The sequence below is a fragment of the Kineosporia corallincola genome, assembly GCF_018499875.1.
GTDB lineage: Bacteria > Actinomycetota > Actinomycetes > Actinomycetales > Kineosporiaceae > Kineosporia > Kineosporia corallincola.
Map to the genome: position 1 here is coordinate 137639 of NZ_JAHBAY010000001.1, position 26061 is coordinate 163699.

Here is a 26061-nt window from a genome sequence, read left to right on the forward strand (position 1 = left end):
CGAGGAGGTCATGCCCTCTATTCGACCGCCGTCCGGGCGTTGATAACAGAACCGCCACGGCCTTGGTGTCTGGGATCCGAGACAATGGACCGGTGCCGAAACACGAGAACCCGGGGCAGGTGCCCGCCGCCACCCGGGCCCTGGCGGTGCTGCGGGCGCTCGCCCGGGCTCCCGGTCCGCTGCCCGCCGGCGCCCTGGCCCGGGAGCTGGACCTGCCCCGCAGCACCGTGTACCACCTGCTCACGGCCATGATCGAGCAGGGCTTCGTGACCCATCTGCCGGAGGAGCGGCGCTACGGGCTGGGGGTCGCGGCGTTCGAGATCGGGTCGGCCTACTCCCGTCAGGAACCGCTCCAGCGGCTCTCCCGGCTGGTGCTGTCCCGGTTGGTGGACGCCGTGGGGCACACGGCCCATCTCGGCGTGCTGCACGGGCGCGAGGTGCTCTACCTGATCGAGGAACGGGCCCCGGGACGTCCACCGCTGGTCACCGATGTCGGCGTGCGGCTGCCCAGTGAACGGACGGCGAGTGGCCGCGCGATGCTCTCCGCCCTGCCGAATGCCCAGGTGCGGGCGTTGTTTCCGGGTCGTGACGCGTTTGTCGGGGCCGGCCCGCCCAGCAGCCTGCCGGAGCTGCGCCGGATGCTGGCCGGGGTGCGCCGGGTGGGGCACGCGGTGGAGACGGACGAGGTGACGCCCGGATTCTCGTCGGTCGCGGTGGCGGTGCTCGACCACAACGGGCACCCGGTGGCGGCGCTGGCCGTCACCCGGTCGAGCGGCCCGGCCGGTGACGGCGGCGAGGAGAAGCTGGTGGCCTCGGTGAAGGCCGCGGCCACGGCCCTGGAGCGCAGGCTGCACGGTGGAGGGCGGCGCTGAAACGACTCGGGTGCATGTGTTTCCGGACCGGCCAGGCTACTGGCTGCTCACCGCGTCGGGGCGGATCACGTAGACCACGCGGTCGGCGGCGTCGGCCACCGGCCCGTCCATCGTCATGCCGTAGCGGTGGGCCAGCACCGCGAAGAAGTCGCCGGCCGGGTCGGGTTCGATGCGTTCCACGGTGCCGCGCACCTCCAGGTAGCGGTACGGCTGGTCGGGGTCGACCACCGACAGCGCGACCCGGGGGTTCGCCGTCACGTTGCGGTACTTGTGCCGGGTGGTGGTGTTGGTCAGGCGCAGGTGCTCGCCGTCCCAGACGAACCACATCGGGTTCACCTGGGCCGCGCCGTCGGGCCGCACGGTGGCGAAGTGCCCGTAGAGCGGGCGGTCGAGCAGGTCGAGGTGGCTGGCCGGGATCACGCCGGGCATGGTTCTCCTCAGAGGGGGTTCGGGCGGTCAGAGGGGCAGGTCGGCGCGGCGCTGGGCGCGGACGGTCTGGTCGTCCACCGGTCGGCTGTCGCAGTCCAGCCCGGCAGCGATCAGCGACCGGTAGTGGTCGCGCTCGTACCACCGCAGCGTCGGGGCGCTCAGCCCGGTGAGCTGCGAGACGTCGGTGATGGTCAGCCACTCCGCGGCGGGCGGGTGTGTCATCGGCATGCCACCACCATGGCCGGTGAAGTGCACTTCAACACAACCCCCACGTACGGGCCGAATCCGGGCGGGACGCCGTGACCTGCATGGATGCGCGGAATTGTCCAGAGCTGCCTGCACTTGGCGCTAAGGGCAGGCTCACCTAATGTCTAGAGGGTGGGCGTGAAGAAGGCGAAGAAGAAGTGCTGCAAAGACAAGCCGCGGTGCAAGACCTGTCCGGTCGTGCTCAAGCGGCTCGCCGACGCGGGCTTCGCCGAGCGTCTCGACCGCACCACCTACGAGTTCAAGGAGAAGCCGCCGAAGAAGGCGGTGTCGCAGGCCCGTTCGCGCTGAGCGGGCCGGGGTAGCAGCGGGCCGGACAGCAACAGGCCCCGCCCTCCGCAGTGGAGAGGACGGGGCCTGCCGGCTGAGAGGCTGATCAGGAGAGCTTGTTCTCCGTCAGGAACTCGTCGGCCACGTCGGCCGGCTCCTTGGCGTCCATGACCACCTCTTCCATCATGTCGGTCAGATTCTCGGTGGTCAGCGCGGCCGACACGGCGTTGAGCGCGTCGGTCACGGTCTGGCTGGCCTTGTCCTTGTTGATCAGCGGCACCACGTTCTGCGCGGCGAACTGGTTCTTCGGGTCTTCCAGGATGACCCAGCCCTCGGCCGCGATGTTCGGGTCGGTGGTGAACACGTCGGCCACGTCGACCTGCCCGTTCTTCAGGGCGTTGATGGTCAGCGTGCCGCCGGCGTCGAGCGACTTGAAACTCTTGAACTCGACGCCGTAGTTCTTCTCGAAGCCGGGCACGCCGGTGGCGCGGGTCTTCCACTCCGGCGGGCCGCCGAGGACCAGGTCCTTGTCCTTCAGGTCGGCGATCGAGGTCAGGCTGTACTTGTCGGCTGTCTCCTTGGTGACCACCGCGGCGTCCTTGTCTTCCGCCGTGGACTGCTCGAGCACCGACAGGCCCTCGGGCAGGGCGGCCGGCAGGGCGGCGTAGACGTCGTCGGAGGAGACCGCCTCGGTGTCGCTGTCGAGGTAGGACAGCAGGTTGCCGGAGTACTCCGGCAGCAGGTCGATCGAGCCGTCTTCGAGGGCCGGGACGTAGGTCTCGCGCGAGCCGATGTTCAGCTTCTTCTCGACCTTGACGCCCTTGGCCTCGAGCGCCCCGGCGTAGATCTCGGCCAGCAGCTCGTTCTCGGAGAAGTTGGCCGAGCCCACGACGATGGTGTCGGACGACGCCGCCGTGTCGCTGTCACCGCTGGAGGTGTCCAGCGGGTCGCTGCCACCGCCGCACGCGGTCAGGGCCAGGGCCGAGGTGACGAAGGCCGTGGCGACGACCATCTTGCGTCGATTCATCAGTGCACTCCTGTAGAGGTGTGTTGGACCGCGGGTGACAGCTTGCCTTCTGTCACCGTCAGTCTTGAGGGGTCTGAGCGGGGATCCGGTCTCAACTCGGCAACGGTCGCCGCCGGACCCCGGGGAATCCGGTCAGACGAGGACCTTCGACTCGGCCGCGACGACATCGGCGCCGGCCGCTGGACGGGCGTAGCGGCCGGTGATGCCGCGGGACACGACGTAGCGCTGGAGCAGAGCCATCAGCAGGTCGAGGACGACCGCCAGCAGTCCCACCAGCACGGCGCCACCGGCCATCTGGGAGTAGTCGCGCTGGGCCAGGCCGTCGAGCATGAACCGGCCCAGGCCACCGAGCGACACATAGGCGGCGATCGTGGCGGTGGCCACGATCTGGAGCATCGCGCTGCGCACGCCGGACAGGATCAGCGGCAGGGCGTTGGGCACCTCGACCCGCCAGAGCACCTGCCAGCCGGTCATCCCCATGCCCCGGGCGGCGTCACGCGCCGCCGGGTCGACGTTCTGCACCCCCGCGTAGGTGTTCGACAGCACCGCCGGCACACCGAGGATGACCAGGACGAACAGAGTCGGGCCCTTGTAGGCCCAGTCGGCCGGCAGATTTCCGGAGAAGGCGATGACCACGTAGACCAGCAGGCCGAAGGTGGGCAGCGCCCGCAGGGCGTTGGCCAGGCCGGCGATCGCGACGCCGCCCTTGCCGGTGTGCCCGATGTAGAGACCGAGCGGGATGCCGATCAGCAGCACGAACACCAGCGCGCCGAACGAGTAGCCGAGGTGCTCGGCCAGCCGGTCGGGGATGCTGCTGCCGAACTGGTCGCCGGTCCAGTTCTCACCGGCGAAGAGCCATTCGAACACGCCGCCGATCATCGCTTGGCCACCGCCCGCTGCCACGGGGTGAGGAACCGGTTGCCCACCACGATCAGCGCGTCGAGCACCAGCGCCAGCACCAGGCACAGCACGATGCCGAGCAGCACGATGCCGGTGACGTAGCGGGTGAACCCGGTGGTGAACAGCGAACCCAGCTGCGGCAGGCCGATCAGCGCGCCGACCGAGACTAGGCTGACGTTCGACACCGTGGCCACCCGCACGCCGGCGGTGATCACCGGCACGGCGATCGGCAGGTCGACCTTGAGGAAGCGGCCGATCCCGGTGAAGCCCATCGCGGTGGCGGCGGCCCGGACGTCGGGCGACACCGAGTTCAGGCCGTCGGCAACCACTCTCACCAGCAGGGCGACGCTGTAGATGGTCAGCGCCACCACCATGTTGACCGGCGAGAGGATCTTCGTGCCGAGGATCGAGGGCATCAGGATGAACAGGGCCAGCGACGGGATCGTGTAGAGCAGCCCGGCCAGGTTGGTGATCGGCGGGTAGGTCCAGCGGTAGTGGCTGGCCACCCAGCCGATCGGCAGGGCGACGAGCAGACCGAGCACGACGGGCAGCACCGAGAGCCAGACGTGGGCGAAGAACCACTCGCCGACGGTGTCCGGGTTGTTCTTCAGGTAGTTGATCATCCGCCGCTCACCGCGCTCTCGTCCCGGCGCGCGTGCAGGTGCGTCTCGATCCGGGTGACCACCTCGCTCGCGGTCACCGTGCCCACCAGCACGCCGTCGTCGTCGACCAGCACACCGCGGCCGGACGGCGAGGACAGGGCCGCGTCCAGCGCCGCCCGCAGCGAGCCGGAGGCCGGGGCCACGGTGCCGCCGCGGTGCAGCAGTTCCGGGGTCACCGGGCCGCCGGCCGGCACGGCGGCGGCCCGCACCCAGCCGAGAGGCTTGCGCGCGTCGTCGAGGGCGAGGGCCCAGCCGTCCTGCGCCGCGCGCTGCACGGCCTGGGCGTCGTCCCCCAGTTCGACCGTCTGCTCCGGCCGGGTGGTCAGCTCGCCGGTCTCGAAACCCAGTGCGCGGTAGCCCCGGTCGCGCCCGACGAAGCCGGCCACGAAGTCGTCGACCGGGTCGGTGAGCAGCTCTCCCGGGCTTGCCAGCTGGGCCAGCGTGCCGCCGACCTTGAGCACCGCCACCTGGTCGCCGAGCTTGACCGCCTCGTCGATGTCGTGCGTGACGAAGATGATGGTCTTGCCCAGTTCCGACTGGAGGCGCAGGAATTCGTCTTGCAGCTCGGCGCGCACCACCGGGTCGACCGCGCTGAACGGCTCGTCCATCAGCATCACCGGCGGGTCGGCGGCGAGCGCCCGGGCCACCCCGACGCGCTGCTGCTGACCGCCGGAAAGCTGTGCGGGGTAACGTTTCGCGAAGGCGGTGTCGAGCCCGACCCGCTCCATCAGCTCCAGCGACCGGGCCCGGGCCCGCTTCTTGTCCCAGCCCAGCAGCAGCGGCACGGTGGCGATGTTGTCGACGATGGTGCGGTGCGGGAACAGCCCGGCGTGCTGGATCACGTAACCGATGCCGCGGCGCAGCGTGCTCTCGTCCACCTTGCCGGTGTCCTGGTCGTCCAGCCAGATCGTGCCCGAGGTGGGCTGGATCATCCGGTTGATCATGCGCAGCGACGTGGTCTTGCCGCACCCGGACGGGCCGACGAACACCGTGATCTTGCCCGACGGTGCGACGAGATCGAGCCCGTTCACCGCCACGGTCCCGTCCGGGTACTTCTTCACCACGGATTCAAACTTGATCATGTGTTCATCTCTGCTCTCGGTGCATCGTGCGGGGGGTCAGGGGTGGGGGCGACGGGGTCACCGCCCCCGAGCTGCTGCCCGAGGTCGTCCGCAAGACGGGTCAGCAGGGGACCGAACCGGCCGATGGCGGCCTCGTCCAGCCGGTACGTGGGACCGACGACGCTGAGGGCGGCGACCACCCCGCCGGGACCGGTGACCGGCGCCGCGATCGAGGTGACGTCGGGTTCGATGCCGGAGGCGTTGCTGGTCCAGCCCCGGGCCGGGGTGCGGCCCAGCAGCACGGTGCCGGCGGCGCTGCCGGCCAGCGGGAAGGTGCGGCCCACCCAGCCGGCGTGCCGCACCGAATGGGTGCCCTGGGCCATCGCCAGGTAGAGCGCGGATTCACCCGGTCCGGTCATGCTCAGGTAGGCCGACTCGCCGGTGGCCGCGACCAGCTCGTCGAGGACCGGCCGGCTCAGCGGCACCAGGTGCTCGTGCGACAGCGCCCGTGCCCCGAGCTGCATCATGCGCGGCCCGGGCCGGTAGCCGCCGCCCTCCGCCCGGGCGATGAACTGGTCCTGCTCCAGGGTGCGCAGCAGCCGCAGCGTGGTGCTGACCGGCAGCCCGACCTGGCGGGAGAGTTCGACCAGGGTGTCGGTGCCACCCGTGCAGACCGCGGCCAGCAGGGCCAGGGCTCGTTCGACGGATCGGGTCGATGAGCTGGCCGGGGGCTTGCCGGGCATCTTCGGCGCCCCTCTCGTCGGTGGAGGACCTTTTCTACCAGCGATCAAGACAGGCGTCTCGGCGCGGCCCGAGTTTTCACGCAATGGAAACACCTTGCCGACTGGCGGAAAAGTAAGGTCACATCGTCAGGTACGCGCGGCGGTGTCCAGTCGGGCCCGGCGGCGGCCGTTACTACATGAGGTGGAGCGGGAGCGAAGAGTGGCGATGGATCTGACCCCGGCGGACCGGGCCGCGGCGGCGGCCGCGGCGGACGCGGCTCCCCCGGCCCGGGCCCGGCGTTCCGGTGGTGTGCCGGCGATGACGATCGACGGCCGCACGCTGACCACCCGCAAGCTGGTCGCCCGGGTGGACGCCCCGCTCAAGGTCCGGCTCACCCCGACCGCCCGGCGTCGCGCCCAGGCCTCCTACCAGGCCGCCAACGCCGCCGTCGGCCTGCGCCCGGTCTACGGCCGCACCACCGGTGTCGGCGCCAACCGCGAGGTGGCGCTGCCGGCCACCGAGGCCGCCCGCTACACCCTCGGTCTGCTGCGCAGCCACGCCACCAGCGCCGGGCAGATCCGCAACGACATCCGCATCCGCACCACGCTGCTGGTGCGGCTGAACCAGCTCGCGGCGGGCGGCAGCGGCATCTCGCCGGCCGCGATCGACGGGCTGGTCGCGATGATCAACGCCGACGCGCTGCCGCCGATCCGCGAGCACGCCGGCATCGGCACCGGCGACCTGACCGCGATGGCCACCACCGCCCTCGGCCTGCTCGGCGAGGCGCCGCTGACCAACCCGCTGCGCCCGATCTCGCTCGGCATCCACGACGCCCTGCCGTTCCTCAGCTCGAACGCCGCCACCCTGGCCGACGCCGCGCTGGCGGCCGCGCGGCTCCAGACCCTGGCCCGGGCCTCGCTGGCCGTGGCCGCGCTGACCGGCGTGGCGGTGCGGGCCAACTGGGAGGCGTTCGGCCCGGCGGTGGCCCGGGTGACACCCGGCATCGGCGTGCGCCGGGTCTGCCGGGTGGTGATGTCGCTGGTCAGCGACTCGGAGTACGAACCGGCCCGGATCCAGGACCCGTTCGGCATGCGCTGCCTGCCGCAGGTGAACGGCCTGCTGCTGGAGACGGTGCAGCAGCTCGACCGGGTGGTCGGCGCGCACCTGAACGCGGCCGCGGAGAACCCGGTGATCCTGGCCGGCCCGGCGGTGCTCGGCCCCGACCCGGAGCCGGTCGTCGCCCACCACGGCGGTTTCCACATCCCCGCGGTGGCCCTGGGCTGCGACAGTGCGGCGATCGCCGCCGCCCAGTCCGCCTCGCTGCTCCAGGGCCGGCTGGCGATGCTGGTCGACCCGGCCGCCACCGGCCTGCCGCCGTTCCTGGGTGACGGCACGCCGGGTGCCAGCGGCGTGATGATGCTGGAGTACCTGGCCGCCTCGGCGCTGGCGGAACTGCGCTCGGCCGCCACCCCGGCCTCGCTCGGGTCGGTCAGCCTGTCGCGCGGCACCGAGGAGCACGCCAGCTTCGCCTCCCGCTCGGCCGTGCAGCTGCTCACCGCCGGCGACGCCTACGCCACCGCGTTGTCGTGCGAACTGGTCGCCGCGGTGCGGGCTCTGCGCATGCAGGGCATGAAAACCGATTCCGCGCCCTGGGGTTCGCTGCTGGAGGCGTGTGTTCCGCTGGGCGACAGCCTGCCTGACCGGGATCTCACCGGCGACCTGGCCACCGCGCAGGACCTGCTGCCGCTGCTGGCCGACCTGGTCGAGTCGCACGAGCCGGAGCGCTGAGGGGCAAAAAATTGTGGACGACGATGAGCCCGTGCGAAGCTCGCCGTCGTCCACAATTTTGAGCCCCCGAACAAACCCCGCCCTCCCCGGGAAGACCGGGCGCACAAGCCGATTGGTGGGGCGTCAGCCAGGCGCCGCGACCGCACTCACGAACCGAGAACGGCGTCGCGCAGGCGCTCCTGGTCGTCCGGGAACGGCTCGTCGACCGGCCGCAGCTCGTCCGCGTACGACACCGAGGTGCGGCGCAGCACGCCGGTGGTGCTGATCGCGTACTGGCCCATGCGCCACAGCGGCGGCGAGTAGGCATGGATCGAGACGCTGCCCTCGGCCGCGCCGGTCATCCGGTGGATGTGGTCCGGGCCGAAGTGGAACGACTGCCCGGCAGGCACTTTGATCTCCAGTGCGGCGCTGCCGATCACCAGGTTGTGCTCGATCACCTCGCCGTGGGCCACCGCGACCGCCCCGGAGGAGATGTCGTGGTCGTGCCAGCCGGTGTCGTTGCTCGGCGTCCAGCACAGCACCCAGACGTCCACGTTCGCGTCGCGGTGCAGGCAGACGTAGTGCCGGTGCTCGTCGTCGTAGGCCACGTGCGGCTGCCAGGCAGCGGGGTCGTCGGCGATCGCGCTGACCAGCTCGCGCAGTTCCTGGCGGGTGAGAACCCGCGCGGGCAGGTCGTTCAGGGCGGGAACCTCGGGTGCGGTGCTCTCGGCAACGCTGGTCATGGCTTACCTCCGGTCAGGAAGCGCTGGGGGTTGCTGACTTCGATGGCGTGATCGGCGGCGTTGCCGTAGCCGAAGGGGAGCGGTTCTGCGTAGGGGCGGTCGCTGCCGCGGACCACCGCGTCGATGCCGAGCACCCGGACCAGGGCGTCGATCGCCTGCGGTCCGTAGCTCGAGGTCTCGACGAATACACCGGGGTCGAGCCGCCCGGTCCGGCCGCCCCGGGCGTGCAGGCGTTCCTGCTGAAGGGGCGCCAGGCCGGCCCCGGCGACGAAGCCGATCCGCAGCCGGGGCAGCAGCCCGCGCCCGGTGTGGTGCCACGACCACCAGGCGGCGGACAGCTGCGCGGTGTAGTCGACGACGGCGGGCCACCAGCCCGGCAGCTCCGGGTCGGCGACCGTGCCGACGGCACCCGGATGGACCAGCACCGGCTTGTCGGCCTCCTCGCACACCCGCAGCACGGGGGCGAGGTGGTCGAGGGCCCGGGGAGTGAGCAGCCAGGTGGCCGGGACCTGGAGACCGGCGAAATCGCCGCGCAGGTGGTCGGCCAGAACCGTCAGGTCGGGCTCGTGCCGGGCGACCGCGGCCCAGGCCCCGAATCCGTCCGGCAGCCCGGCGGCCCCGGCGTGCCAGGTGTCGAGCAGCGGGAGGGCCTCAGCCGGGGGCAGGTCTTCCAGACCGAGAGGGCTGGACAGCGACACCAGGGCCCGGACATCGCCCTGGAGGCGGAGCCGGGCGTCCACGTCGTGGTCGGCCGGGTTCACCTCGTAGGGCGGTTCTCCCGGCAGGTGCAGCGTCCAGCCGCGCAGCAGGGGCGGTTCGTCGCGGGCCCGGAGAGCGGCGATCAGAGAAGAGGGCCACAGGTGCTGATGGACATCGCAGGGCAGCCCTCGGCGCGACGACAGCTTGACCACCTCTCCACACAGCGCGGCTCCCCCCGGCTCCGACCAGTATTTTCTACTAATTCGATAGAGTTATTTAAGCGATTCACCGGACCGGGTGCAAGTAGCCGGGCCGGTGGATCCGGTTGAGTGACGGCGAATGAATGGCGGATGACCATCTGCGGTCGCCGTCAACGCGCTCAAGAAGCCCCTCATCTGCGGTGAAGCGCTTCACTTCTCTACATTGAAGCGCTTCACCATGATCATGACAAGAGTGAATTGTCGGTGCTGCCGGTTACGGTGACTGCATGACACAGGGGCGTCACCGGCCGACGCTGCGCGATATCGCCGACGCCACCGGGCTCTCCCCGGCGGCCGTCAGCTACGCCCTCCGTGGGTTGCAGGTGACCGAAGAGACCCAGGCCCGGGTGCGCGAGGCGGCCCAGCGGCTGGGCTACCAGGCAGACCCGATCGCCCGCGCGCTCGCCTCCGGCCGCACCGAGACCGTCGGGGTGCTCTGCGGCTCCCTGGCCGACGGCTGGCAGCAGCAGGTCGCCGCGGCGCTCGGTCGCGGTCTGCTCGGGGCCGGCCGCAACCCGGTCACGGTAGACGCCGGCAACGACCCGGCCCGCGAGATCACCCTGGCCAAGCGCATGGTCGACCAGCGGGTCGACGCGCTGATCGTGCTACCGGTCGACCCGAACGCCCCGCACTGGGCCGAAACCGCCGATCGCACCGTGCTCGTCGCGGTCGGCGACGGGCTGCCCGGCGCGCCGGCCGCGGCCGAGGTGGTGTTCGACAACGCCACCGGGGTCAGCCACGGCCTGCGTCTGCTCGCGGCCGCCGGGCACACCCGGGTCACCCTGCTCACCCCCACGCACCGGGCCACGCCCGACCGCCCGGCCGAGCAGATCGTCCAGCAGGTGGCGCCCGACCTGGGGCTCACCGCGGTGGTGCGCAGCTGCCCGCACGACCTCGACGGGGCCGCGGCGGTGGTGCGCGACCTGCTCAAGACGCCCGACCCGCCCACGGCGTTCTTCTGCCTGGCCGACTCGATCGCGTTCGGTGTGTACCTGGCCGCTCGTGAGCTGGGACTGGCCGTGCCGCAAGACGTCTCGGTGGTTGGCTACGACGACCTGCCGGCCGGCCGGCTGCTCACGCCCCCGCTGTCCAGCTACCACTGGCCGGTCGAGTCCCTGGTCGAGGCGGTGGTCAGCCATGCCGTGGAGGCCATCGACAAGAAGGCGGTCCGGCCCCGGCGCACGGTGCTGACGCCGGAGCCGATGCCCCGGGGCAGCGTGGCGCCCCCGCGCGCTGCTGTCCATGCACCTCGGGAAACGGGTAGACCTGGACCATGAGCCTTCACCAGATCCCGCTGTCCACGCTCTCCGGCGAGCCCACCACCCTGGGTGAGTACGCCGGGAACCCGATCCTGATCGTGAACGTCGCCTCGAAGTGCGGCCTGACGCCGCAGTACGAGGGACTGGAGCGGCTCCAGAAGACCTACGCCGAGCGCGGGTTCACGGTGCTCGGCGTGCCGTGCAACCAGTTCGCCGGGCAGGAACCGGGCACCGCCGAGGAGATCGAGTCGTTCTGCTCGCGCACCTACGGGGTGACCTTCCCGATGCTGGCCAAGACCGAGGTGAACGGCCCGGGTCGCGACGAGCTGTACCAGCGGCTCACCGCGCACCCGGACGCCTCCGGCGAGGCGGGCGACGTGCAGTGGAACTTCGAGAAGTTCCTGGTGTCGGGCGCCGGCGAGGTGGTCGCCCGGTTCCGTCCCCGCACCGAGCCGGAGGCGCCCGAGGTGGTCGCGGCGATCGAGAAGCAGCTCGGCTAGCGGCTACTCGCGCTGCGCCAGGGCCTCCGCCGGGGGCAGGCGCAGCGCCTGCCGGGTGGCCAGCTCGATCGAGGTGAACCCGATCAGTACCACCACGCCGATCGTCGCGGGCACCAGCCACACCGGGCCGGCGGGCCACGGCCGGCCGAGCAGCCCCAGCCCGAGCAACACCATCGGGGTCGCGGCCAGCAGCAGCCCGGTCACCGTGGCCGCCAGCGTGATCAGCCCGGCCTCACGGCGTGTCATCGAGCGGATCTGCCGCACCGTGCTGCCGTTCAGCCGCAACGTGGCGAACTCGGCCCGGCGCGCGGCGGTCGCGGCCACCAGCTTGTTGGTGATGCCCAGCAGCAGGTAGCCGAGCAGCACCCCGATCGCCGCCAGGTTGATCCAGACGTCGGCCGGCACGCCCTTCGGCCCGCTCGCCGTGGTGGCCGTTCCGCCGAGCACCAGGCCCGGCCGGTCCTGAACGAAACCGTAGAGTGCATCGGCGTTCTCGGTCCGGACCAGAACGGTGGACGCCAGTGCGTTCGTCAGGTGCCCGGCCACCAGGTCGGGTGAGGCGACGAAGGTGCCGAAGCCGAGGTCGCGGTCGTACACGGCGACCACCTCGGCGGTGGCCGGGGTGCCGTCACCGAGATAGAGGGTGGCCTCGTCGCCGACCTCCAGGCCGGTCGAGGCGCCGACGGCCACGGTGGAGCCGTGCAGGGCCGCCAGTGAGCCGTCGGTGATGCCGAGGTCGAGCACCCCCGCGGCGTCCGGCCCGGCCACCGTCGCGGCCTGGGGTTCCACCTCGACGTCGCCCAGCATCAGGTGTTTCCACAGTACGGTGGTGTTCCGGATCTCCGCGGCCCCGCGCACGCCGTCCACGGCCTTCACCCCGCTCAGCGTCCCGGCCGGCACCCCGCCCAGGCCTGGCGCCGAGATGCCGTACTGCGCGGTGGTTCCGGTGGTCGTGTCGTCCCGCTGGGCCTGCATCAGCGAGGTCTGGGTGAAGGCGTAGGTGAGCACGAACACCACGGCCATCGCCAGGGTGGTCACGGCCCCGGCGAAACGCCGCGCGTAGCCGTGCACGTTCGACACCGCGAGCCAGCCGGTGGGTGAAACACGGCTCGGCAGGGTTCGGCTCAGCCGGCCGCTCAGCAGGCCCAGTTGGGTGGGGCCGGCCAGGGCCAGGCCGACGGCGGCGATGATGCCGGCCAGGGCGGAGCTGGAGATCGCCAGCACCGAGCGGGAGACCAGCGGTGTCACCGACATCAGGGTGCCGGCGAAGATCAGCAGCAGCCCGGCGCCGTTGCGGATGCGTGCGCCGCGTCCGGTGGCGGGAGCCTCGGTGCGCGACTCGGCGACCGCCTCGGTGGCCGGCCGCCGCGACACCCGCCAGGCCGCGCAGCGCGCCGCGATCTGCACGGTGACCAGCAGCAGCAACGCGGTGCCGACGGCCGGCAGCGGGCTGATCGCCAGTGGCAGGCCGGCCGGCAGCAGGTCCAGGTGCACCAGCAGCCGCCGGGCCTGGCCGGCCAGCAGGTAGCCGAGCGCGATGCCCGGCACCAGCGCGACGACGACCGCGACCGTGGCCTGACCGGCCGCCAGCCGCCGGATCTGGAGCGGGGTGGCGCCGACCGCCCGCAGCAGCGCGAGCTCCCGGCGCTGCCCCTCGATCGACACCCCGAGTGCCCCGGCCACGATGAAACCGACCAACAGCAGCGTGATGCCGGCCATCGAGCCGGAGAGCGCGGAGAGCAGGGAACGGGCCGCCCCGATCGGCGGGTCGAGCACGTCACCCCGGGCGTCCCCGGTGGCCACCTCCAGGTCGGGGTGGCTGCTCCGGATCCGGTCGGCAACCGAAGCTGCATGGCCGTCAGCAACTTTGACGGCAATCAGGTCGACTTTCGCCGCATCGCCGGACAGTTCGGCCGCGCGTGCGTCGGCGAAGTAGATGCCCGCGTCGTCCGTCCCGACCAGTGCGGTGACGGTGACCCGGTGCGGCACGCCGTCGGCCACTACCTGGACCGTGTCGCCGATCCTCAGGCCGAACGCGCGGCCCAGGGCCACCTGCGCGTCGCCCGTGGGGGCCTGCCCCTGGGCCGTCCCCTCCGTCATGGACGACGAGGACCAGCCGTGTCCGGCCCCGGCCGGGTCCGTGGCGGTGGCCACCGGCTGCCCGTCGGCCGTCAGAACCGCCGCCGGGAAACTGATGTCACCCACCACCGTCTCCACCCCGGGCAGTTCCGTCAGCCCGGCCACCGAATCAGCCGGCAGAACGGCACGTTCCGGCAGGGCGACCGGCAGATCGCCGGTGCCGGTGAAGGTCTGGGAAGCGCCGACCAGCACGTCCGCACCGGTCAGCCGGGTCACCGGCGGATGTGAACGCAGGCCGGACTCGGCCAGCACACCGGTGGTGGTGATCAGCACGGCCCCACCGATCACGGCGCTGAGCACGGCGATCAGCGCCGCGATCCGCCGTCGCGCCATTTGGCCCGCCAGGTAGAGCATCTCAGACCTCCCCGACCCGGATCAGGCTGCCGGCCAGGTCGGCCGCGGTCGGCGCGTGCAGCGTCTCCACGATCCGGCCGTCCGCCATCACCAGAGCCCGGTCGGCGTGCGCGGCGGCCGCCGGGTCGTGGCTCACCATCACCACGGTCTGCCCCAGCTCGTCCACCATGCCGCGCAGCAACGCCAGCACCTCGCGGGCGGCGCGCAGGTCGAGGGCGCCGGTCGGCTCGTCGGCGAAGACCACCGCGGGCCGGGCCACCAGCGCCCGGGCGATCGCCGCACGCTGCTGCTGGCCGCCGGACAGCTCGGCCGGGCGGTGATGCAACCGCTCGGTCAGCCCCACCCGCTCGACCAGCTCGGCCACCCAGGCCGGGTCGGCGGTGCGGCGGGCCATCCGCAGCGGCAGCGTGATGTTGTCAGCCACGGTCAGCGACGACACCAGGTTGTACGACTGGAAGACGAAACCGATGCGCTCGCGGCGCAGTTCGGTGCGCCGGGTCTCGCTCAGCCCGCCGATCGCGATGCCGTCGACCGTGACCTCGCCGCTGCTGGGCGTGTCCAGCCCGGCGGCGCAGTGCATGAGCGTGCTCTTGCCGGAACCGGAAGGCCCCATCACGGCGACGAACTCGCCGCGGCCGACGTCCACCGAGACCCGGTGCAGCGCGGTGACGGTGGCCTGCCCGTTGCGGTAGACCTTCTCGACGTCGGTGAGCCGGATCGCCGGGGCCCGGGTGTGGGCCGGGGACCGGTCGGTGACGGCGGCGCTCATCGCCGGTGCAGCCAGTTCAGCACGAGCGCGACGACGCCCGCGGTGGTGAGCAGGCCGAGAGCGAGGTGCACGACCAGGACGTCGCCGGCGAACGAGGCCACGGTGTTGCCCACCAGCCCGCCGACCACCGCCAGCCAGGCCGGCATCACGATCGCGGAACTCGGTCCGGTGTTCTCCGGCATCGCTGTTCTCCTTGTCCGGCAGGGGTTTCGGACGCCCTTGCGTTACCTGAACGCTAGGGACGCCGACCCCTGCCGGCCGATCCCGGCAGCTGCCGGAACCCGGGTACAGCAGGCTGTACCCGGGGGAGAACTAGTCCTCGTGCCCCTCGAGCTCGTCGAGGCGCCGGTGCAGCCGGTCGCGGATCTGGTCGGGGGTGTAAGCCCGGCGCTGCCGCTCGTTACGGGCCACCAGCACGCCACCCGCCGCCACCCCGGCGGCACCGGCCAGCCCGAGGAGCTTCCACCATGCGATGCGTCGCTTCGCCATCGGCCTAGGGTAGGGCCTGTGCCCGCGCCACAGCCGCTTCGCCTGTCCGAGGCCACCGAACTCACCCGCACCGGCGACCTGTGGCTGTTCCGCGGCCGCAGCACCGCCGACCGTGCCATCCAGACCGTCACCAACTCTCCGGTCAACCACGTCGGTATGGCCGTCGTGCTCGAAGACATGCCGCCCCTGATGTGGCACGCCGAGCTCGGCCGGTCGCTGCCCGACGTCTGGACCGGCGAGCACCGGCGTGGCGCCCAGCTGCACGACCTGTCGGCCGCCGTCTCCACCTGGGTCACCAGATACCACCAGCGGGCCTGGTTCCGGCAGCTCGACCCCGAGGTGGGCGGCGCCGCCGAGGACGCCGTGCTGCGGGTCGTCGCCCGGATGTCCGGCACCCCGTTCCCCACCACCGTCGGCCTGATGTCGCGCTGGGTCGGGAGCAAGAAGCTGGTCCGCATCCTGCGCCGGGCCGGCCGGGAGCCGGAGGCCGTGGCCCTGGAGACCGCCTACTGCGCCGAGGTCGTCGCCGCCACCTACCAGGCGATGGGGCTGCTGCCCGACGACCGCCCGCCCGGCTGGTACGACCCGGGTCGTTTCTGGAGCGGCGACACGCTCGACCTGCTCGACGGCAGCCAACTCGGCGATGAGATCCGGGTCACACTCGACATCCCGGAACCCTGACGCCGCGTCACCTCTCCGGGGGACGTCGCGCCCCGCACCCGTGCGTGGCCGTCCCGCCCCGTCGTCGTCCCGATCTCTGACGCCGCGGTGGACTGCCCCGCATCGGTGCAGGTCATGACCGGTCGGTAAGCCGTGCCCGGGTGTGCCCTCCCTGGCTATCCTCGCCCGGGTCGCGGTGGATTGGCCTGGCGTACGCCTGCCGTCCACCGGGGGTTCACCTGACAGGGGGAGATCGTGACGGCGCAGGGGGAAGTCGACGTCCGGGGCCGGGGGAGCAGTGGCCCGGCCGGGCTGATCGAGGACGACGCCGCGGGGGACGGGTTCTCCCGGGCGGTGGTGTGGGGGCTGTTCTGGCTGCCCCTGGTGAGTCTGGCCGCGCTGCTCGCGGCCGCGGTGATCTTCCGGCCCGCCTACGACAAGATGCTGGAGGAGGACTTCCCGGTCGAGTGGGGCCAGTTCGCCTGCTGCGTGTTCGTGTCGGTGGTCGCCGGGATGACCGTGCCGCAGGCCGTGCGCAACCGTCAGTGGGCCCTGGCCGGCCTGCTCCTGACCGCCGTGCTCGGCTGGTTCTTCCTGGCCGGCGAGGAGATCTCCTGGGGCCAGCGGGTGTTCGGCATCGCCACCCCGGACGGCTTCGAGGGCAACCACCAGGCCGAGACCAACCTGCACAACTTCGACACCGGCTTCGACCCGGAGCGGCTGTTCGAGAACCTCCAGCTGCTGATCAGCCTGGCCATGCTCGGGCTGGCCCTGTACGGACGGCTCGGCCGGCCGCGGCCGGGCTCGTTCCTGCGGATCGTCTCGCCGCCGCTGTTCACCGTGCCGCTCTTCCTCTCGCTGCCGGGCTACCGGGTGTTCCGGCTGTTCGTCCCGGGCGAGGTGAACTTCGCCGTCCGGCTCCAGGAGTGGGCCGAGTTCTGCGAGTACGCCGGCCTGACCGTGGCGGTGGTCTGCGTCTACCTCGCCGTGCGGCCCGCACCGCGCCGGGACTGGCGGAGGCTGCTGCCGCCCGCCGGGATCATCCTCGCGACGACGCTGGTGTTCGCGGTGCTGTCCAGGTTCAGCGGGATCACCGCCGGAAACGCGCTCTGAGGGCCGGTTCAGGGTGTGCCCGGGGTGATTCCCGATGTGCCGATCATCCACACCTGAAGGAGGCTGGACCGGTCAGCACACCAGGACTCAGCGAGGACGTGACCACACCATGAACACCGTTCATCAGAACATGTACGAGCAGGGCCTCACCCGTCCGCGGCACGGCGGTCTGCTCGCCGGGGTCTGCGCCGGGATGGCCCGGCGGTTCGGGATCAGCGCGACCATGATGCGGGTCATCTTCGCCGTCACGCTGATCGTGATCCCGGGCAGCCAGATCCTGGTCTACCCGCTGCTGTGGCTTCTCATGCCCAAGGAGCAGGCCTACAGCAACTCGTCGTACCAGGCGCCGGTCCGCTAGAGCGGCTGAAGCACCAGACGCCGGTGCAGGCCTGCCAGCTCGGCCGCGGGATCGCTGGTCAGGCCGGAGTGCACCGGCCCCGTCTGCACCACCGTGCTGCGCGGGGCGGTGAGCCAGCCGAAGCGGGCGCGCAGCGGCTGCTGCCGGATCAGTCCGGCGGCGGGGGCACCCTCGCAGACCGAGCAGATGCCCAGCAGCACGGCCTCCACCAGGTCCAGGTCGACCTGCGGGTCCAGCCCGCGCAGCCGCTCCGGGTCGAGATGCCGTGTGCAGGCCAGGAAGTCGTGGTGCTGCGAGTACAGCACCACTCCCAGGTTCACGAACTCCCCACGCTCCACCCGGGGCAGGGCGCGCACCATGGCGTAGTAGAACGGCCGGGGCCCGTCCTGCCCGCTCTCCACGTTCGCGACGGCGGGCTCACTGGTCAGCCCGCTGTTCAGGCCGGAACGGGCACTCACGAGGCCACCTCGGCCAGCTCGGGACGCCAGCCGGTGCGCTCGCGCAGCCGGGCCAGCAGGTACTCCTGGTAGCGCGCCCGCCAGGCGTCCGCGTCCCGGTCGTCGCCGATGGCCGCGTTCATCGACAGCAGCCAGTCGTCCGGCACCAGGCCCGTCACCTCGGTCAGCAGGTCCGGGGTGATGCGTGCCGCCAGTGAGGCGTCCAGGGCGTCCAGCTCGGCCGCCGGGAGGGTGTCGGCCACCGGGGCCAGGATGTGCTCGCTCAGGTCGTAGCGCCGGGTGGCCCAGCGCTCCACCGGAGGCCAGGCGTGCTGGAACACCAGCGACGCGCCGTGGTCGATCGCCCACAGATCGCGGTGCCAGACCAGCAGGTTCGGATTGCGCCAGGTGCGGTCGATGTTCGCGGCGAACGCGTCGATCCAGCGGATCGTGGCCGCCTCGGGCGCCGGCGGCTGCCAGTGCATGCCGTCGTAGCCGAACGAGCCCGGCAGGTAGTCCATGCCGAGGTTCTCACCCGCGCTGTTGGTGAGGAGGTCCTGCACCTCCTCGTCCGGCTCCAGGCGGGCCATCCGGCCGTCCACCGTGATCCGGACCAGCTCCGGCACCCGCACGCCGAGCCGGCGCGACAGCTCGCCCACCACGACCTCGGCCACCAGCGATGCGGTGCCCTGCCCGGCGCCGCGGAACTTGACCACGTACATCCCGTCGTCGTCCGCCTCGACCAGCCCGGGCAGCGACCCGCCCTCCCGGAACGGGGTGAGGTAGGCGGTCGCGGACACGGTTCGAAGCACGTGGTCAGGGTAGGGGGTCGGGGGTGGCGGCCGACAAACAGGGGACGACGCCGGGCCCGCACGGCCCGGCGTCGTCCTCAATTTCACCGCTGTGTGGTTACGCGGCGCCGTTCTTCGCGGCCCCGGCCTGCTCGGCCTGCTCCGCGAGCTTCTCGCGGTGCAGGGCCATGCGGGCGGTGACCTGCTGCTCGGTGACGGTGCGCTCGGAGCGGCCCCGGCCGATGAAGGTGATGGCCCAGTGCATCAGGGTGGTCACCCGGTTCTTGAAGCCGATCAGGTACACCAGGTGAACGGCCAGCCACATCAGCCAGGCGATGAAGCCGGAGAGCTGGATGCGCTCGTTGATCTTGGCCACCGCGTGGAAGCGCGAGACGGTGGCCATGCTGCCCTTGTCGAAGTACTCGAACGGCTCGAGCTTGCTGCCGTCCGGGTGCTTGAGCCGGTGCTGGATGGTCTTCGCGGCGTACTTGCCCTGCTGCATCGCCACCTGGGCGACACCGGGGTAGCGCTTGAGCGACATCATGTCGCCGATCACGAAGATCTCCGGGTGACCGGGGAGGGTGCAGTCCTCCTCGACCAGCACGCGGCCGGCCCGGTCGATCTCGGCGCCGGTCTGCTCGGCCAGCTGCTTGCCCAGCGGCGAGGCCTGCACGCCGGCGGCCCACACCTTGGTGCGGGCGTCGATGCGGCGGGGGCTGCCGTCGGGGTCGATCACGTCGACGCCGTCGTCGTCCACGTTCACGACCTTGACGTCGAGCTGGACCTCGACGCCCATCTTCTCCAGCTGACCCTGCGCCTTCTTGCCGAGCTTCTCACCGAACGGCGGCAGCACGGCCGGCGCGGCGTCGAGCAGCAGCACGCGGGCCTTGGTCGGGTCGATCTTGCGGAAGTCGCGCTTGAGAGTGCGGTGCGCCAGCTCGGCGATCTGGCCGGCCATCTCCACACCGGTGGGGCCCGCGCCGACCACCACGAAGGTCAGCCACTGCTGGATCTCCTCCGGGTCCTCGCTGACCTCGGCCAGCTCGAAGGCGCCGAAGATGCGGCCACGCAGCTCCAGGGCGTCGTCGATGCTCTTCATGCCGGGTGCGAACTCGGAGAAGTGATCGTTACCGAAGTAGGACTGGCCGGCGCCGGCCGCGACGATGAGGGTGTCGTACGGGGTCACCGTCTCGAACCCGACGGACGTCACCGAGGTGACGGTCTTGGCGTCGACGTCGATCGTCGTGACCTCACCGAGCAGCACCCGGGCGTTCTTCTGGCCCTGGAGCACCTCGCGCGTCGCCGGGGCGATCTCGCCCTGGGACAGCACGCCGGTGGCCACCTGGTACAGCAGAGGCTGGAAGAGGTGGTGCGAGGTCTTGGCGATGACGGTGACGTCGACGTCGGTCCTGGCCAGCTTGCGGGTGGCGAAGAGGCCACCGAAACCGGACCCGATAACGACAACCCGCTCGCGTGCCGGCTTGGCGGCAGTGTCGCGGGGCTGTGCAGGTTGATTCGACATCGTGTCTTTTTCCACTCCCGAAGGTCTTGCCACGAGCGCTCAGTGTTGCATTCGCACCATCTGAAACAGACGGCGGCAAGGGTTTGTGCCCAGCTGTCCGATTCGCCCGGCAGATTGGCGCACATGCACGTCAGTGCTGCTCAGGCGTGGTTTGGCGACATCTTCGGCGCCGGGTTCGCCTCGCCCGTCGGTGTTGGGTCGGCGGGTGTCGGCATCGGGTTGAGCCGTCCTGGCGGACCACTGTGTCCGGCGCCACTCACGTCCGACCGTTCGTCGCACGGATCTACCGTGCATCTTGCGATCAGGTCGTGCGCGTCGCTGCGTTCAGGTGGTGCCGCCGGCTGCGGACGGCGAGGTTGGCGTCGTCCGGGCTGGCTCTACTCGGATGCGGCGCGACCGGCGTGGTTGTCACCGGCCGGGCGGTTCGCGTGCGACGCGGCCTGTCAGCTTCGCCAGCGCGTCGAGACTGAAAGGTTATCCAAGGTGATCCGGGCACTCGCCGGGGGGTGGGCCGTCGTGGCCAGTGTCGCAGGGCCCGGCACCGGTGGTGCTTGTGGCCCGGCGGGGGCGGGACGCCGGTGGGCCGGTCGGACTTCCCGGAATGTTCACGGGGAGAGAAGTTGGTGGGCGCGGGGTGAACGGGAGGGACTCGTTCATCCCCGCGCCATGCCGTAACAATACGAGTGACCAACGAGTAAATGCAAGGATTGCAAACTCATTTTGTGCTTGTCCGCGGAAACGTCTGACCGAAAGGATGAGGGCCATGGCCTCGCGCACGCCGCCGACCGTTCGCATGCGCAGACTCGCGAGTGAGCTGCGACGGCTGCGTGGTGCAGCCGGGATGAGCCGGGAGGACGTGGCAGGCAAGACCGACATCAATGTCGCCACGCTGTACCGGCTGGAGACCGCCAAGGGGCGCCCGCAACGGCGCACCCTGACCAGTCTCCTGGAGCTGTACCAAGTCGCCCCGGAGGAGCGCGACGCGTTGTTCGCGCTGCTCAAGGCGGCGGGTGAGAAAGGCTGGGTGCAGCCCTTCGCCGGGTCGATCCCGGAGGAGTACAGCATGTACATCCAGCTGGAGTCGGAAGCCGCCTCGGTGCGCAACTACGAGTCGCTGCTCGTGCCCGGGCTGCTCCAGACCGCCGGCTACGTGCATGCCAGCTCGGCCGGCCAGAACCCGCTGCTGCCCATCGACCAGATCGACCTCCAGACGAAGATCCGGGTCGGGCGTCAGGATTTGTTAACGCGCAGTAATCCCCTGGCTCTCTGGGCCATTGTCGACGAAGCCGTACTTCATCGCGTGGTCGGAGGGCCCACGGTGATGCGTGAGCAATTTGAACACTTGCTGTCGATGATGGAATTGCCGAACGTTACTTTTCAGGTTGTGCCTTTTAGCGCCGGATCTCATGTCGGCATGCTCGGCTCGTTCTCGCTCCTCGACTTCCCCGATCCCGATCCGCCCGTGGCCTGTGTTGAAACCATGGCCGGGAGCATGTTTCGCGAGACGGAGGACGAGGTTCGGGCCTGTACTGTTGCCTTCGACCATTTGCGGGCCACGGCCGCATCACCTGCCGAATCAGCGCGCATGGTGATGGACCGACTGCGATGAAGGACGGAACAGGGCAATGCGAACTGACGAGCTGGCCAATGTGGCTTGGATCAAGTCCAGTCGCTCCGGCGTCAATGGGAATTGCGTGGAAGTCGCTTTCCTGGGTGAAGGTCGTGTAGCTCTGCGTGACAGCAAGGACCCTCAGGGGCCGGTTCTGCGCTTCACCAGGGGCGAGTGGACGGCGTTCATCCAGGGCGTCGCCGAGGGTGAGCTGCGCCACCCCTAGGCCGACGTGAGAAGGACCCAGGCCGACGGCCTGGGTCCTTCTCACGGGAGGGGGCGGTTCAGGGGTGCAGCTGCGGCAGTTCCGGCAGCCTGCGCACCAGGTGGGCGCCCAGGCGCAGCGACAGCGCCACGATCGTCAGCGTCGGGTTCACCGAGCCGCCGGTCGGGAACACCGAGCTGCCGGCCACGAACAGGTTGCCCAGGTCGTGCACCCGGGCGTCGGAGTCGACCACGCCGCTGCCCGGGTCGGGTGACATCCGCACCCCGCCCAGGTGGTGGTGGTTGCCGCCGATCATCCGCGGCTGGCCGTTGTCCCAGTCGGTCTGCACGAAGTCGCCCAGCCCGGCCGAGGCGAAGGCGTCGGCGTAGATGTCACGCGAGCGGGTGATCCGCTGCCGGTCCTGCGGGGTCCAGCGCCAGTGCAGCACCGGCAGCGGCCGGCCGAACCGGTCCACGTTGCTGCGGTCCAGCACGATCCGGTTGTCCGGGTCGGGGGACTGCTCGGTCTGGTGCACGATCTCGAACACCGAGTACTGCTTGGCATCGGGCTGGGTGGACCAGCCGGACAGGTCCAGGCCGGGCTGCACCGCGATCGCCTTGCGGGCGGCCATCAGGCTGCCCGCGCCGAGCGCGATCCGGGCACCCAGCACGGCCCGGCGGCCCAGGCCGGAGGATCGGCCGGAAGGGCTGCGGATCTCGGTGTAGGCCTGAACGGCGTTGCCCGCGATCACCTCCTGCCGGGGAAGGAACAGGCAGCTCGTCGAGAGCAGGCCCTCGGAGCGCACGCGCTCGGCCGCGACCGAGAGCTTGGCCATCACCTTGGTCGAGCCCTGCCAGTGCGCGTCGTACAGCCTCAGCCGCTCGCCCAGCCGGGAACCCGGCCGGGCGACCAGCATGCCGCCGCGCACCAGCGGGTGCTCCATCCAGTACCGGCCCACCTGGTCCTTGGAGTTGCCCAGGCCGCCGGAGATCCGGTCGTCGGACATCAGCAGCAGCCGGGCGGTCTCGACCCCGCCGGCGGCCAGCACGACCGCCCGGGCCCGCACCGAGCCGTTCGCACCGGACGTCCGGGCGAAGTGCACGCCCGTCACCGTGGTGCCGGCGGTGTCGACCTCCAGGCGGGTCACGTTGGCGTCGGTCAGGATCAGCACGCCCTCGCGCGAGCGCAGGGCCCCGGCCACCCGCTCGATCCAGGCCGAGGCCGGAGCGAACTGGAACATCTGGGTCTCGACGATCGAGGGGTGCAGCTCCAGCGGCTGCGCCTGCGGGGTGCTCCAGGAGTTCGGGTGGTAGGCGAATTCGCCCAGCCCGGCGATCTTCTGGGCCTTGACGTACCAGGGATCCAGGTCGGAACGGGTCAGCGGCCAGCCGGAGTGCGGCACCGCCTCGCGCCGCTCGAAGTCGACCGGGTCGAGCGGCGCGTACCGGCAGCCGCGTTCGCCGGCCTCCGGGTCGGCGTCCAGGTTCCGCATCCGGTAGCTCCACTGCCCGGCGGTACCGCCGATGCCCGAGCCCCGGGTCTCGGAGATGCTGCTCTGCGGGTAGGCGTCCTCACCCTCGGAGAGCACGTCGGGCAGCTGCCGCCAGGTGCCCTCGGCGCCGCCCTCCAGCAGCACCACCCGCACACCCGCCGCGGCCAGCACGCTGGCGGTGGACAGGCCGGCCGGCCCGGCCCCGACGATGCAGACGTCGGCCTCGATCGGGGTCTCGCTCACGCGATCGCCTCCGGCCCGCCTCCGGTGTTGCCGTCCAGGGAGAGATGCCGGTGCAGGGCGCTGCCCTTGCCCCAGCCCACCGCGCGCTTGAGCACGCGCAGGGCGTTCGGCGGGATGGTGCGGTTGGCCAGCACGGTCAGCCGCATGCGGCGGTCCGCCTCGGCCACGATCCCGGCCAGCTCGGTGCGCAGCTCGGCGGAGATGTCGGCGCGCTGCACGAAGCGCCCGTGCGCCTGGAGCGTGGCGTCGGCGTGCTGCGCGGTCATCTGGTGCTGACCGGCGCTGACCCGCACCAGCTGGAAGCCGGAACTGGCCGAGCCGTCGTGCACCATGTAGCCGGACAGCGGGGCGGTCAGGAAACCGACGTCGGAGCGGCTGGCGATCCGGCACCACAGGGCGATGTCGGCGTAGGGCCCGTCGGAGACGTCGAAGCGCTCGTCGGCGACCAGCGAGCTGCGGGTCATCACCGAGGAGACACAGACGATGCCGCCGACGGCCAGAGAACGGCGCAGGAACGCGATCCCCGGCTCCAGGGTGTCGGTCTCCAGCCGCGACCAGTTCTGCGTCTCACCGAACGGCTCGGGTCCGTCGTCCAGGTAACGGAACGCGGAGTGCACCATGCCGGCCGTCGGGTTGGCGTCCAGGAAGGCGACCTTGGCCGCCAGGTTGCCGGGCAGCATCGAGTCGTCGTCCGGCAGCATCACCCGGTAGCGGCCGGTGCCCAGAGTCAGGCAGCGCGAAAGGTTGCCGAACAGGCCGATGTTGGTGGGGAGCCGGTCGTAGCGCACGCGCGGGTCCCGGATCGAGCGGACGTACTCCTCCGTGTCGTCGGTGGAGGCGTTGTCCGAGACGATGATCTCAGCGTCTTCTAAGGACTGATCGAGGACACTCTGCAAGCTCCTGCTGAGCAGTTCCCGCCGGTTGAAGGTGGGGATGCACACGGTGACCGCGGGCTGGTGCACGGTCATGATGCGCCGTCCATGGGGACCATGTGCTTGATCCTGTCTTGATCGTTTGCTTGACGCTCGGAGGATAGTCCCTGCATGTTTCGTGAATCGGGACTGTCCGGATTTTCCGCGGCCTCATGCGGCCACCCCTGGTCCGGCCTCGGACTTTAGCTCTCAAAGCCGCGCTTGCAGAAGGGGTTGCCGCAATCGGACGCCCGGTGAGCGGCCCTCACCGAGAGCGATCCGGCGTGATCCACGGGTTGCTCTTACCCGTGCGGGCGCCGCATCCGGCCCCGGCAGTCGTTAGGGTCGGGGGGTGCCCACGACTGACGTTCCCGCGCCCGGCTCCGCCGGCACCCCTCGCTGTCTGCTGGTGACCAAGGAGTTCTCCGCGTCCCCCACCTCGGGCGGCACCCTGCGCACCCTGGCCATCCTGGAGACCCTGTCCACCCGCTACGACACCACTGTGGTGAGCCCGGACGGCGTCGTCTCGAAGGGGCCGGGGCGTCCCCTGGAGGAGCACCCGGGCCGGGCCTCCGGCGGCGACGTGCTGCGTCAGGTGCGCACCGCCGTGCGCTACAAGTCGCTGAGCGGTCTGCGCACCGGCGGCTCGAAGCTGCTCGACAACCTGTGGAACGGCGCCGAGGGCCGCTACGACGTGGCGATCATCGACCACACCGCGCTGGCCGGCCTGGCCGACGAGGTGGCCGCGGGGGCCGACACCGTGGTCGTCAGCATGCACAACATCGAGTCCGACCTGATGAACCAGCGCGCCCGGCTGGCCACCTCGGCCAAGGACAAGGTGGCGATGAGCGCCGAGGTCCGGCTGCTGCGTCACCTGGAGGCGCACGTCGCCGACCGCTACCCGGTGATGGTGTGCACCGAGGCCGACGCCCGCGCGCTCAACCCCAAGCGCGGCCGGATCGTCTGCCGCAACGGCATCTTCGCCGGGCAGGTCACGCCCTCCGGTAACCGCCCGGCCAACTCGATGGTCTTCTCCGGCGCCCTGGACTGGGAGCCGAACATCGACGGCATCGTCTGGTTCTCGGAGAAGGTCTGGCCGCTGATCCGGGCCCAGATCCCCGACGCCACGGTGACCATCGCCGGCCGTAACCCCGGCAAGGCCGTCACCCAGGCCTGCTCGCCCGACGGCATCACCCTGCTGGCCAACCCGCCGGTGATGGCCACGGTGCTGGACGCCCACGTGCTCGGCATCGTGCCGCTGCTGTCCGGCGGCGGTTCGCGGATCAAGATTCTGGAGTACCTGGCGGCCGGTATCGACATCGTCTCCACCGACGTCGGCGCCTCCGGTCTCGAAGACATCCCGTCCGAGCTGGTGGACCGGCTGAAGATCGACCCGCAGCTGTTCGCCGACACCGTGGTGGCCCGGCTCCGCTCGCCGCGCGACACCTCGGCCCTGGCCCAGGACTGGGTGCGCAAGCACTACTCCTGGGACGTCACGCTCCAGCCGCTGCTGGACTTCCTGGAGCGCTGACC

Annotated in this window: 29 protein-coding genes; 11 read left to right on the top strand and 18 right to left on the bottom strand. The window is 71.1% G+C overall.

Features of this window, described 5'->3' with window-relative positions; genetic code table 11:
- Nucleotides 1-92: 92 nt before the first annotated feature.
- Complete coding sequence (locus KIH74_RS00625; RefSeq protein ID WP_214153313.1) at nt 93-872, top strand: IclR family transcriptional regulator; 780 nt, start codon at nt 93-95, stop codon at nt 870-872.
- Between the two features lie 36 nt (nt 873-908).
- Here KIH74_RS00625 and KIH74_RS00630 read toward each other — a convergent pair whose 3' ends face one another.
- Both KIH74_RS00630 and KIH74_RS00635 read right to left on the bottom strand, forming a co-directional pair.
- Nucleotides 909-1301: a PPOX class F420-dependent oxidoreductase gene (locus tag KIH74_RS00630; protein WP_214153315.1), complete on the bottom strand. Its 393-nt coding sequence runs from the start codon at nt 1299-1301 to the stop codon at nt 909-911.
- 27 nt (nt 1302-1328) lie between these two features.
- Nucleotides 1329-1529 carry a hypothetical protein gene (locus tag KIH74_RS00635; RefSeq protein WP_214153317.1) on the bottom strand — a complete coding sequence of 67 codons (201 nt, stop codon included), beginning with the start codon at nt 1527-1529 and terminating at the stop codon, nt 1329-1331.
- 150 nt (nt 1530-1679) lie between these two features.
- On the opposite strand from KIH74_RS00635, the gene KIH74_RS00640 reads away from it, so the two are divergent.
- Nucleotides 1680-1856: a hypothetical protein gene (locus tag KIH74_RS00640; protein WP_214153318.1), complete on the top strand. Its 177-nt coding sequence runs from the start codon at nt 1680-1682 to the stop codon at nt 1854-1856.
- Nucleotides 1857-1941: 85 nt separating this feature from the next.
- Here KIH74_RS00640 and KIH74_RS00645 read toward each other — a convergent pair whose 3' ends face one another.
- From KIH74_RS00645 to KIH74_RS00665, 5 genes are all read right to left on the bottom strand, one after another.
- Nucleotides 1942-2862, bottom strand: coding sequence for an ABC transporter substrate-binding protein (locus tag KIH74_RS00645; RefSeq protein ID WP_214153320.1), 921 nt, complete (start codon nt 2860-2862; stop codon nt 1942-1944).
- A gap of 132 nt (nt 2863-2994) precedes the next feature.
- On the bottom strand, nt 2995-3729 hold the full coding sequence (locus KIH74_RS00650; RefSeq protein ID WP_214153322.1) for an ABC transporter permease: 735 nt from the start codon (nt 3727-3729) through the stop codon (nt 2995-2997).
- Between the two features lie 8 nt (nt 3730-3737).
- The gene (locus KIH74_RS00655; RefSeq protein ID WP_214153324.1) at nt 3738-4385 is read right to left on the bottom strand and encodes an ABC transporter permease; all 648 of its coding nucleotides are present in this window, start codon (nt 4383-4385) and stop codon (nt 3738-3740) included.
- On the bottom strand, nt 4382-5506 hold the full coding sequence (locus KIH74_RS00660; RefSeq protein WP_214153326.1) for an ABC transporter ATP-binding protein: 1125 nt from the start codon (nt 5504-5506) through the stop codon (nt 4382-4384). The genes KIH74_RS00655 and KIH74_RS00660 overlap by 4 nt, the downstream gene beginning before the upstream one ends.
- Nucleotides 5503-6228, bottom strand: a complete 726-nt coding sequence (locus KIH74_RS00665) for an IclR family transcriptional regulator (protein WP_214153328.1) — start codon at nt 6226-6228, stop codon at nt 5503-5505. The genes KIH74_RS00660 and KIH74_RS00665 overlap by 4 nt, the downstream gene beginning before the upstream one ends.
- Nucleotides 6229-6433: 205 nt before the next feature.
- On the opposite strand from KIH74_RS00665, the gene KIH74_RS00670 reads away from it, so the two are divergent.
- Nucleotides 6434-7996: an aromatic amino acid ammonia-lyase gene (locus KIH74_RS00670; RefSeq protein ID WP_214153330.1), complete on the top strand. Its 1563-nt coding sequence runs from the start codon at nt 6434-6436 to the stop codon at nt 7994-7996.
- A gap of 146 nt (nt 7997-8142) precedes the next feature.
- On the opposite strand, the gene KIH74_RS00675 is transcribed toward KIH74_RS00670, so the two are convergent.
- On the bottom strand, nt 8143-8718 hold the full coding sequence (locus KIH74_RS00675; RefSeq protein WP_214153331.1) for a cysteine dioxygenase: 576 nt from the start codon (nt 8716-8718) through the stop codon (nt 8143-8145).
- Nucleotides 8715-9629: an amidohydrolase family protein gene (locus KIH74_RS00680; RefSeq protein ID WP_308113485.1), complete on the bottom strand. Its 915-nt coding sequence runs from the start codon at nt 9627-9629 to the stop codon at nt 8715-8717. Before KIH74_RS00680 ends, KIH74_RS00675 begins: the two co-directional genes overlap by 4 nt.
- Nucleotides 9630-9904: 275 nt before the next feature.
- Between KIH74_RS00680 and KIH74_RS00685 the strand changes: the two genes are divergently transcribed.
- On the top strand, nt 9905-10954 hold the full coding sequence (locus tag KIH74_RS00685; RefSeq protein ID WP_214153333.1) for a LacI family DNA-binding transcriptional regulator: 1050 nt from the start codon (nt 9905-9907) through the stop codon (nt 10952-10954).
- Nucleotides 10951-11436, top strand: coding sequence for a glutathione peroxidase (locus KIH74_RS00690; protein ID WP_214153334.1), 486 nt, complete (start codon nt 10951-10953; stop codon nt 11434-11436). Before KIH74_RS00685 ends, KIH74_RS00690 begins: the two co-directional genes overlap by 4 nt.
- A gap of 3 nt (nt 11437-11439) precedes the next feature.
- Here KIH74_RS00690 and KIH74_RS00695 read toward each other — a convergent pair whose 3' ends face one another.
- From KIH74_RS00695 to KIH74_RS00710, 4 genes are all read right to left on the bottom strand, one after another.
- The gene (locus KIH74_RS00695) at nt 11440-13929 is read right to left on the bottom strand and encodes an FtsX-like permease family protein (protein WP_214153336.1); all 2490 of its coding nucleotides are present in this window, start codon (nt 13927-13929) and stop codon (nt 11440-11442) included.
- Nucleotide 13930: 1 nt separating this feature from the next.
- The gene (locus KIH74_RS00700; protein WP_214153339.1) at nt 13931-14698 is read right to left on the bottom strand and encodes an ABC transporter ATP-binding protein; all 768 of its coding nucleotides are present in this window, start codon (nt 14696-14698) and stop codon (nt 13931-13933) included.
- Nucleotides 14695-14880, bottom strand: a complete 186-nt coding sequence (locus KIH74_RS00705; protein ID WP_214153340.1) for a hypothetical protein — start codon at nt 14878-14880, stop codon at nt 14695-14697. Before KIH74_RS00705 ends, KIH74_RS00700 begins: the two co-directional genes overlap by 4 nt.
- 130 nt (nt 14881-15010) lie before the next feature.
- Complete coding sequence (locus tag KIH74_RS00710; RefSeq protein WP_214153342.1) at nt 15011-15187, bottom strand: hypothetical protein; 177 nt, start codon at nt 15185-15187, stop codon at nt 15011-15013.
- A gap of 18 nt (nt 15188-15205) precedes the next feature.
- Between KIH74_RS00710 and KIH74_RS00715 the strand changes: the two genes are divergently transcribed.
- The 3 genes from KIH74_RS00715 to KIH74_RS00725 all read left to right on the top strand — a co-directional run bounded on the left by KIH74_RS00715 (nt 15206) and on the right by KIH74_RS00725 (nt 17318).
- Nucleotides 15206-15868, top strand: a complete 663-nt coding sequence (locus tag KIH74_RS00715; protein WP_214153344.1) for a hypothetical protein — start codon at nt 15206-15208, stop codon at nt 15866-15868.
- 234 nt (nt 15869-16102) lie between these two features.
- Complete coding sequence (locus KIH74_RS00720) at nt 16103-16960, top strand: hypothetical protein (RefSeq protein WP_214153346.1); 858 nt, start codon at nt 16103-16105, stop codon at nt 16958-16960.
- Nucleotides 16961-17069: 109 nt separating this feature from the next.
- Nucleotides 17070-17318, top strand: coding sequence for a PspC domain-containing protein (locus KIH74_RS00725; protein ID WP_214153348.1), 249 nt, complete (start codon nt 17070-17072; stop codon nt 17316-17318).
- Here KIH74_RS00725 and KIH74_RS00730 read toward each other — a convergent pair.
- The 3 genes from KIH74_RS00730 to KIH74_RS00740 form a co-directional block, all read right to left on the bottom strand.
- Complete coding sequence (locus tag KIH74_RS00730; protein ID WP_308113486.1) at nt 17315-17776, bottom strand: DUF3037 domain-containing protein; 462 nt, start codon at nt 17774-17776, stop codon at nt 17315-17317. The two genes, KIH74_RS00725 and KIH74_RS00730, sit on opposite strands and share 4 nt — an antisense overlap.
- Entirely contained in the window at nt 17773-18567 is a 795-nt protein-coding gene (locus KIH74_RS00735; RefSeq protein ID WP_214153349.1) for a HipA family kinase, read from the bottom strand. The genes KIH74_RS00730 and KIH74_RS00735 overlap by 4 nt, the downstream gene beginning before the upstream one ends.
- Before the next feature lie 97 nt (nt 18568-18664).
- The gene (locus tag KIH74_RS00740) at nt 18665-20068 is read right to left on the bottom strand and encodes an NAD(P)/FAD-dependent oxidoreductase (protein ID WP_214153350.1); all 1404 of its coding nucleotides are present in this window, start codon (nt 20066-20068) and stop codon (nt 18665-18667) included.
- Nucleotides 20069-20831: 763 nt separating this feature from the next.
- Between KIH74_RS00740 and KIH74_RS00745 the strand changes: the two genes are divergently transcribed.
- Nucleotides 20832-21677, top strand: a complete 846-nt coding sequence (locus KIH74_RS00745; protein ID WP_214153353.1) for a helix-turn-helix domain-containing protein — start codon at nt 20832-20834, stop codon at nt 21675-21677.
- A 16-nt stretch (nt 21678-21693) separates the two neighbouring features.
- Complete coding sequence (locus tag KIH74_RS00750) at nt 21694-21903, top strand: DUF397 domain-containing protein (protein ID WP_246570865.1); 210 nt, start codon at nt 21694-21696, stop codon at nt 21901-21903.
- A gap of 58 nt (nt 21904-21961) precedes the next feature.
- Here the strand turns inward: KIH74_RS00750 and KIH74_RS00755 are convergent, their stop codons facing one another.
- The gene (locus KIH74_RS00755) at nt 21962-23617 is read right to left on the bottom strand and encodes an FAD-dependent oxidoreductase (RefSeq protein WP_214153354.1); all 1656 of its coding nucleotides are present in this window, start codon (nt 23615-23617) and stop codon (nt 21962-21964) included.
- Nucleotides 23614-24585, bottom strand: coding sequence for a glycosyltransferase family 2 protein (locus KIH74_RS00760; RefSeq protein WP_214153356.1), 972 nt, complete (start codon nt 24583-24585; stop codon nt 23614-23616). Before KIH74_RS00760 ends, KIH74_RS00755 begins: the two co-directional genes overlap by 4 nt.
- Before the next feature lie 295 nt (nt 24586-24880).
- Here KIH74_RS00760 and KIH74_RS38250 point away from each other — a divergent pair, with 295 nt between their 5' ends.
- The gene (locus KIH74_RS38250; RefSeq protein WP_214153358.1) at nt 24881-26059 is read left to right on the top strand and encodes a glycosyltransferase; all 1179 of its coding nucleotides are present in this window, start codon (nt 24881-24883) and stop codon (nt 26057-26059) included.
- Nucleotides 26060-26061 lie beyond the last annotated feature (2 nt).

Bases quoted from the DNA above. Each gene is read 5' to 3' on its own strand.
- KIH74_RS00665 (WP_214153328.1), bottom strand. From the start codon at position 6,228: ATGCCCGGCAAGCCCCCGGCCAGCTCATCGACCCGATCCGTCGAACGA.
- KIH74_RS00740 (WP_214153350.1), bottom strand. From the start codon at position 20,068: ATGTCGAATCAACCTGCACAGCCCCGCGACACTGCCGCCAAGCCGGCA.
- KIH74_RS00700 (WP_214153339.1), bottom strand. From the start codon at position 14,698: ATGAGCGCCGCCGTCACCGACCGGTCCCCGGCCCACACCCGGGCCCCG.
- KIH74_RS00750 (WP_246570865.1), top strand. From the start codon at position 21,694: ATGCGAACTGACGAGCTGGCCAATGTGGCTTGGATCAAGTCCAGTCGC.
- KIH74_RS00660 (WP_214153326.1), bottom strand. From the start codon at position 5,506: ATGATCAAGTTTGAATCCGTGGTGAAGAAGTACCCGGACGGGACCGTG.
- KIH74_RS00655 (WP_214153324.1), bottom strand. From the start codon at position 4,385: ATGATCAACTACCTGAAGAACAACCCGGACACCGTCGGCGAGTGGTTC.
- KIH74_RS00675 (WP_214153331.1), bottom strand. From the start codon at position 8,718: ATGACCAGCGTTGCCGAGAGCACCGCACCCGAGGTTCCCGCCCTGAAC.
- KIH74_RS00705 (WP_214153340.1), bottom strand. From the start codon at position 14,880: ATGCCGGAGAACACCGGACCGAGTTCCGCGATCGTGATGCCGGCCTGG.
- KIH74_RS00670 (WP_214153330.1), top strand. From the start codon at position 6,434: ATGGATCTGACCCCGGCGGACCGGGCCGCGGCGGCGGCCGCGGCGGAC.
- KIH74_RS00685 (WP_214153333.1), top strand. From the start codon at position 9,905: ATGACACAGGGGCGTCACCGGCCGACGCTGCGCGATATCGCCGACGCC.
- KIH74_RS00725 (WP_214153348.1), top strand. From the start codon at position 17,070: ATGAACACCGTTCATCAGAACATGTACGAGCAGGGCCTCACCCGTCCG.
- KIH74_RS00745 (WP_214153353.1), top strand. From the start codon at position 20,832: ATGGCCTCGCGCACGCCGCCGACCGTTCGCATGCGCAGACTCGCGAGT.
- KIH74_RS00695 (WP_214153336.1), bottom strand. From the start codon at position 13,929: ATGCTCTACCTGGCGGGCCAAATGGCGCGACGGCGGATCGCGGCGCTG.
- KIH74_RS00690 (WP_214153334.1), top strand. From the start codon at position 10,951: ATGAGCCTTCACCAGATCCCGCTGTCCACGCTCTCCGGCGAGCCCACC.
- KIH74_RS00635 (WP_214153317.1), bottom strand. From the start codon at position 1,529: ATGCCGATGACACACCCGCCCGCCGCGGAGTGGCTGACCATCACCGAC.
- KIH74_RS00710 (WP_214153342.1), bottom strand. From the start codon at position 15,187: ATGGCGAAGCGACGCATCGCATGGTGGAAGCTCCTCGGGCTGGCCGGT.
- KIH74_RS00645 (WP_214153320.1), bottom strand. From the start codon at position 2,862: ATGAATCGACGCAAGATGGTCGTCGCCACGGCCTTCGTCACCTCGGCC.
- KIH74_RS00630 (WP_214153315.1), bottom strand. From the start codon at position 1,301: ATGCCCGGCGTGATCCCGGCCAGCCACCTCGACCTGCTCGACCGCCCG.
- KIH74_RS00760 (WP_214153356.1), bottom strand. From the start codon at position 24,585: ATGACCGTGCACCAGCCCGCGGTCACCGTGTGCATCCCCACCTTCAAC.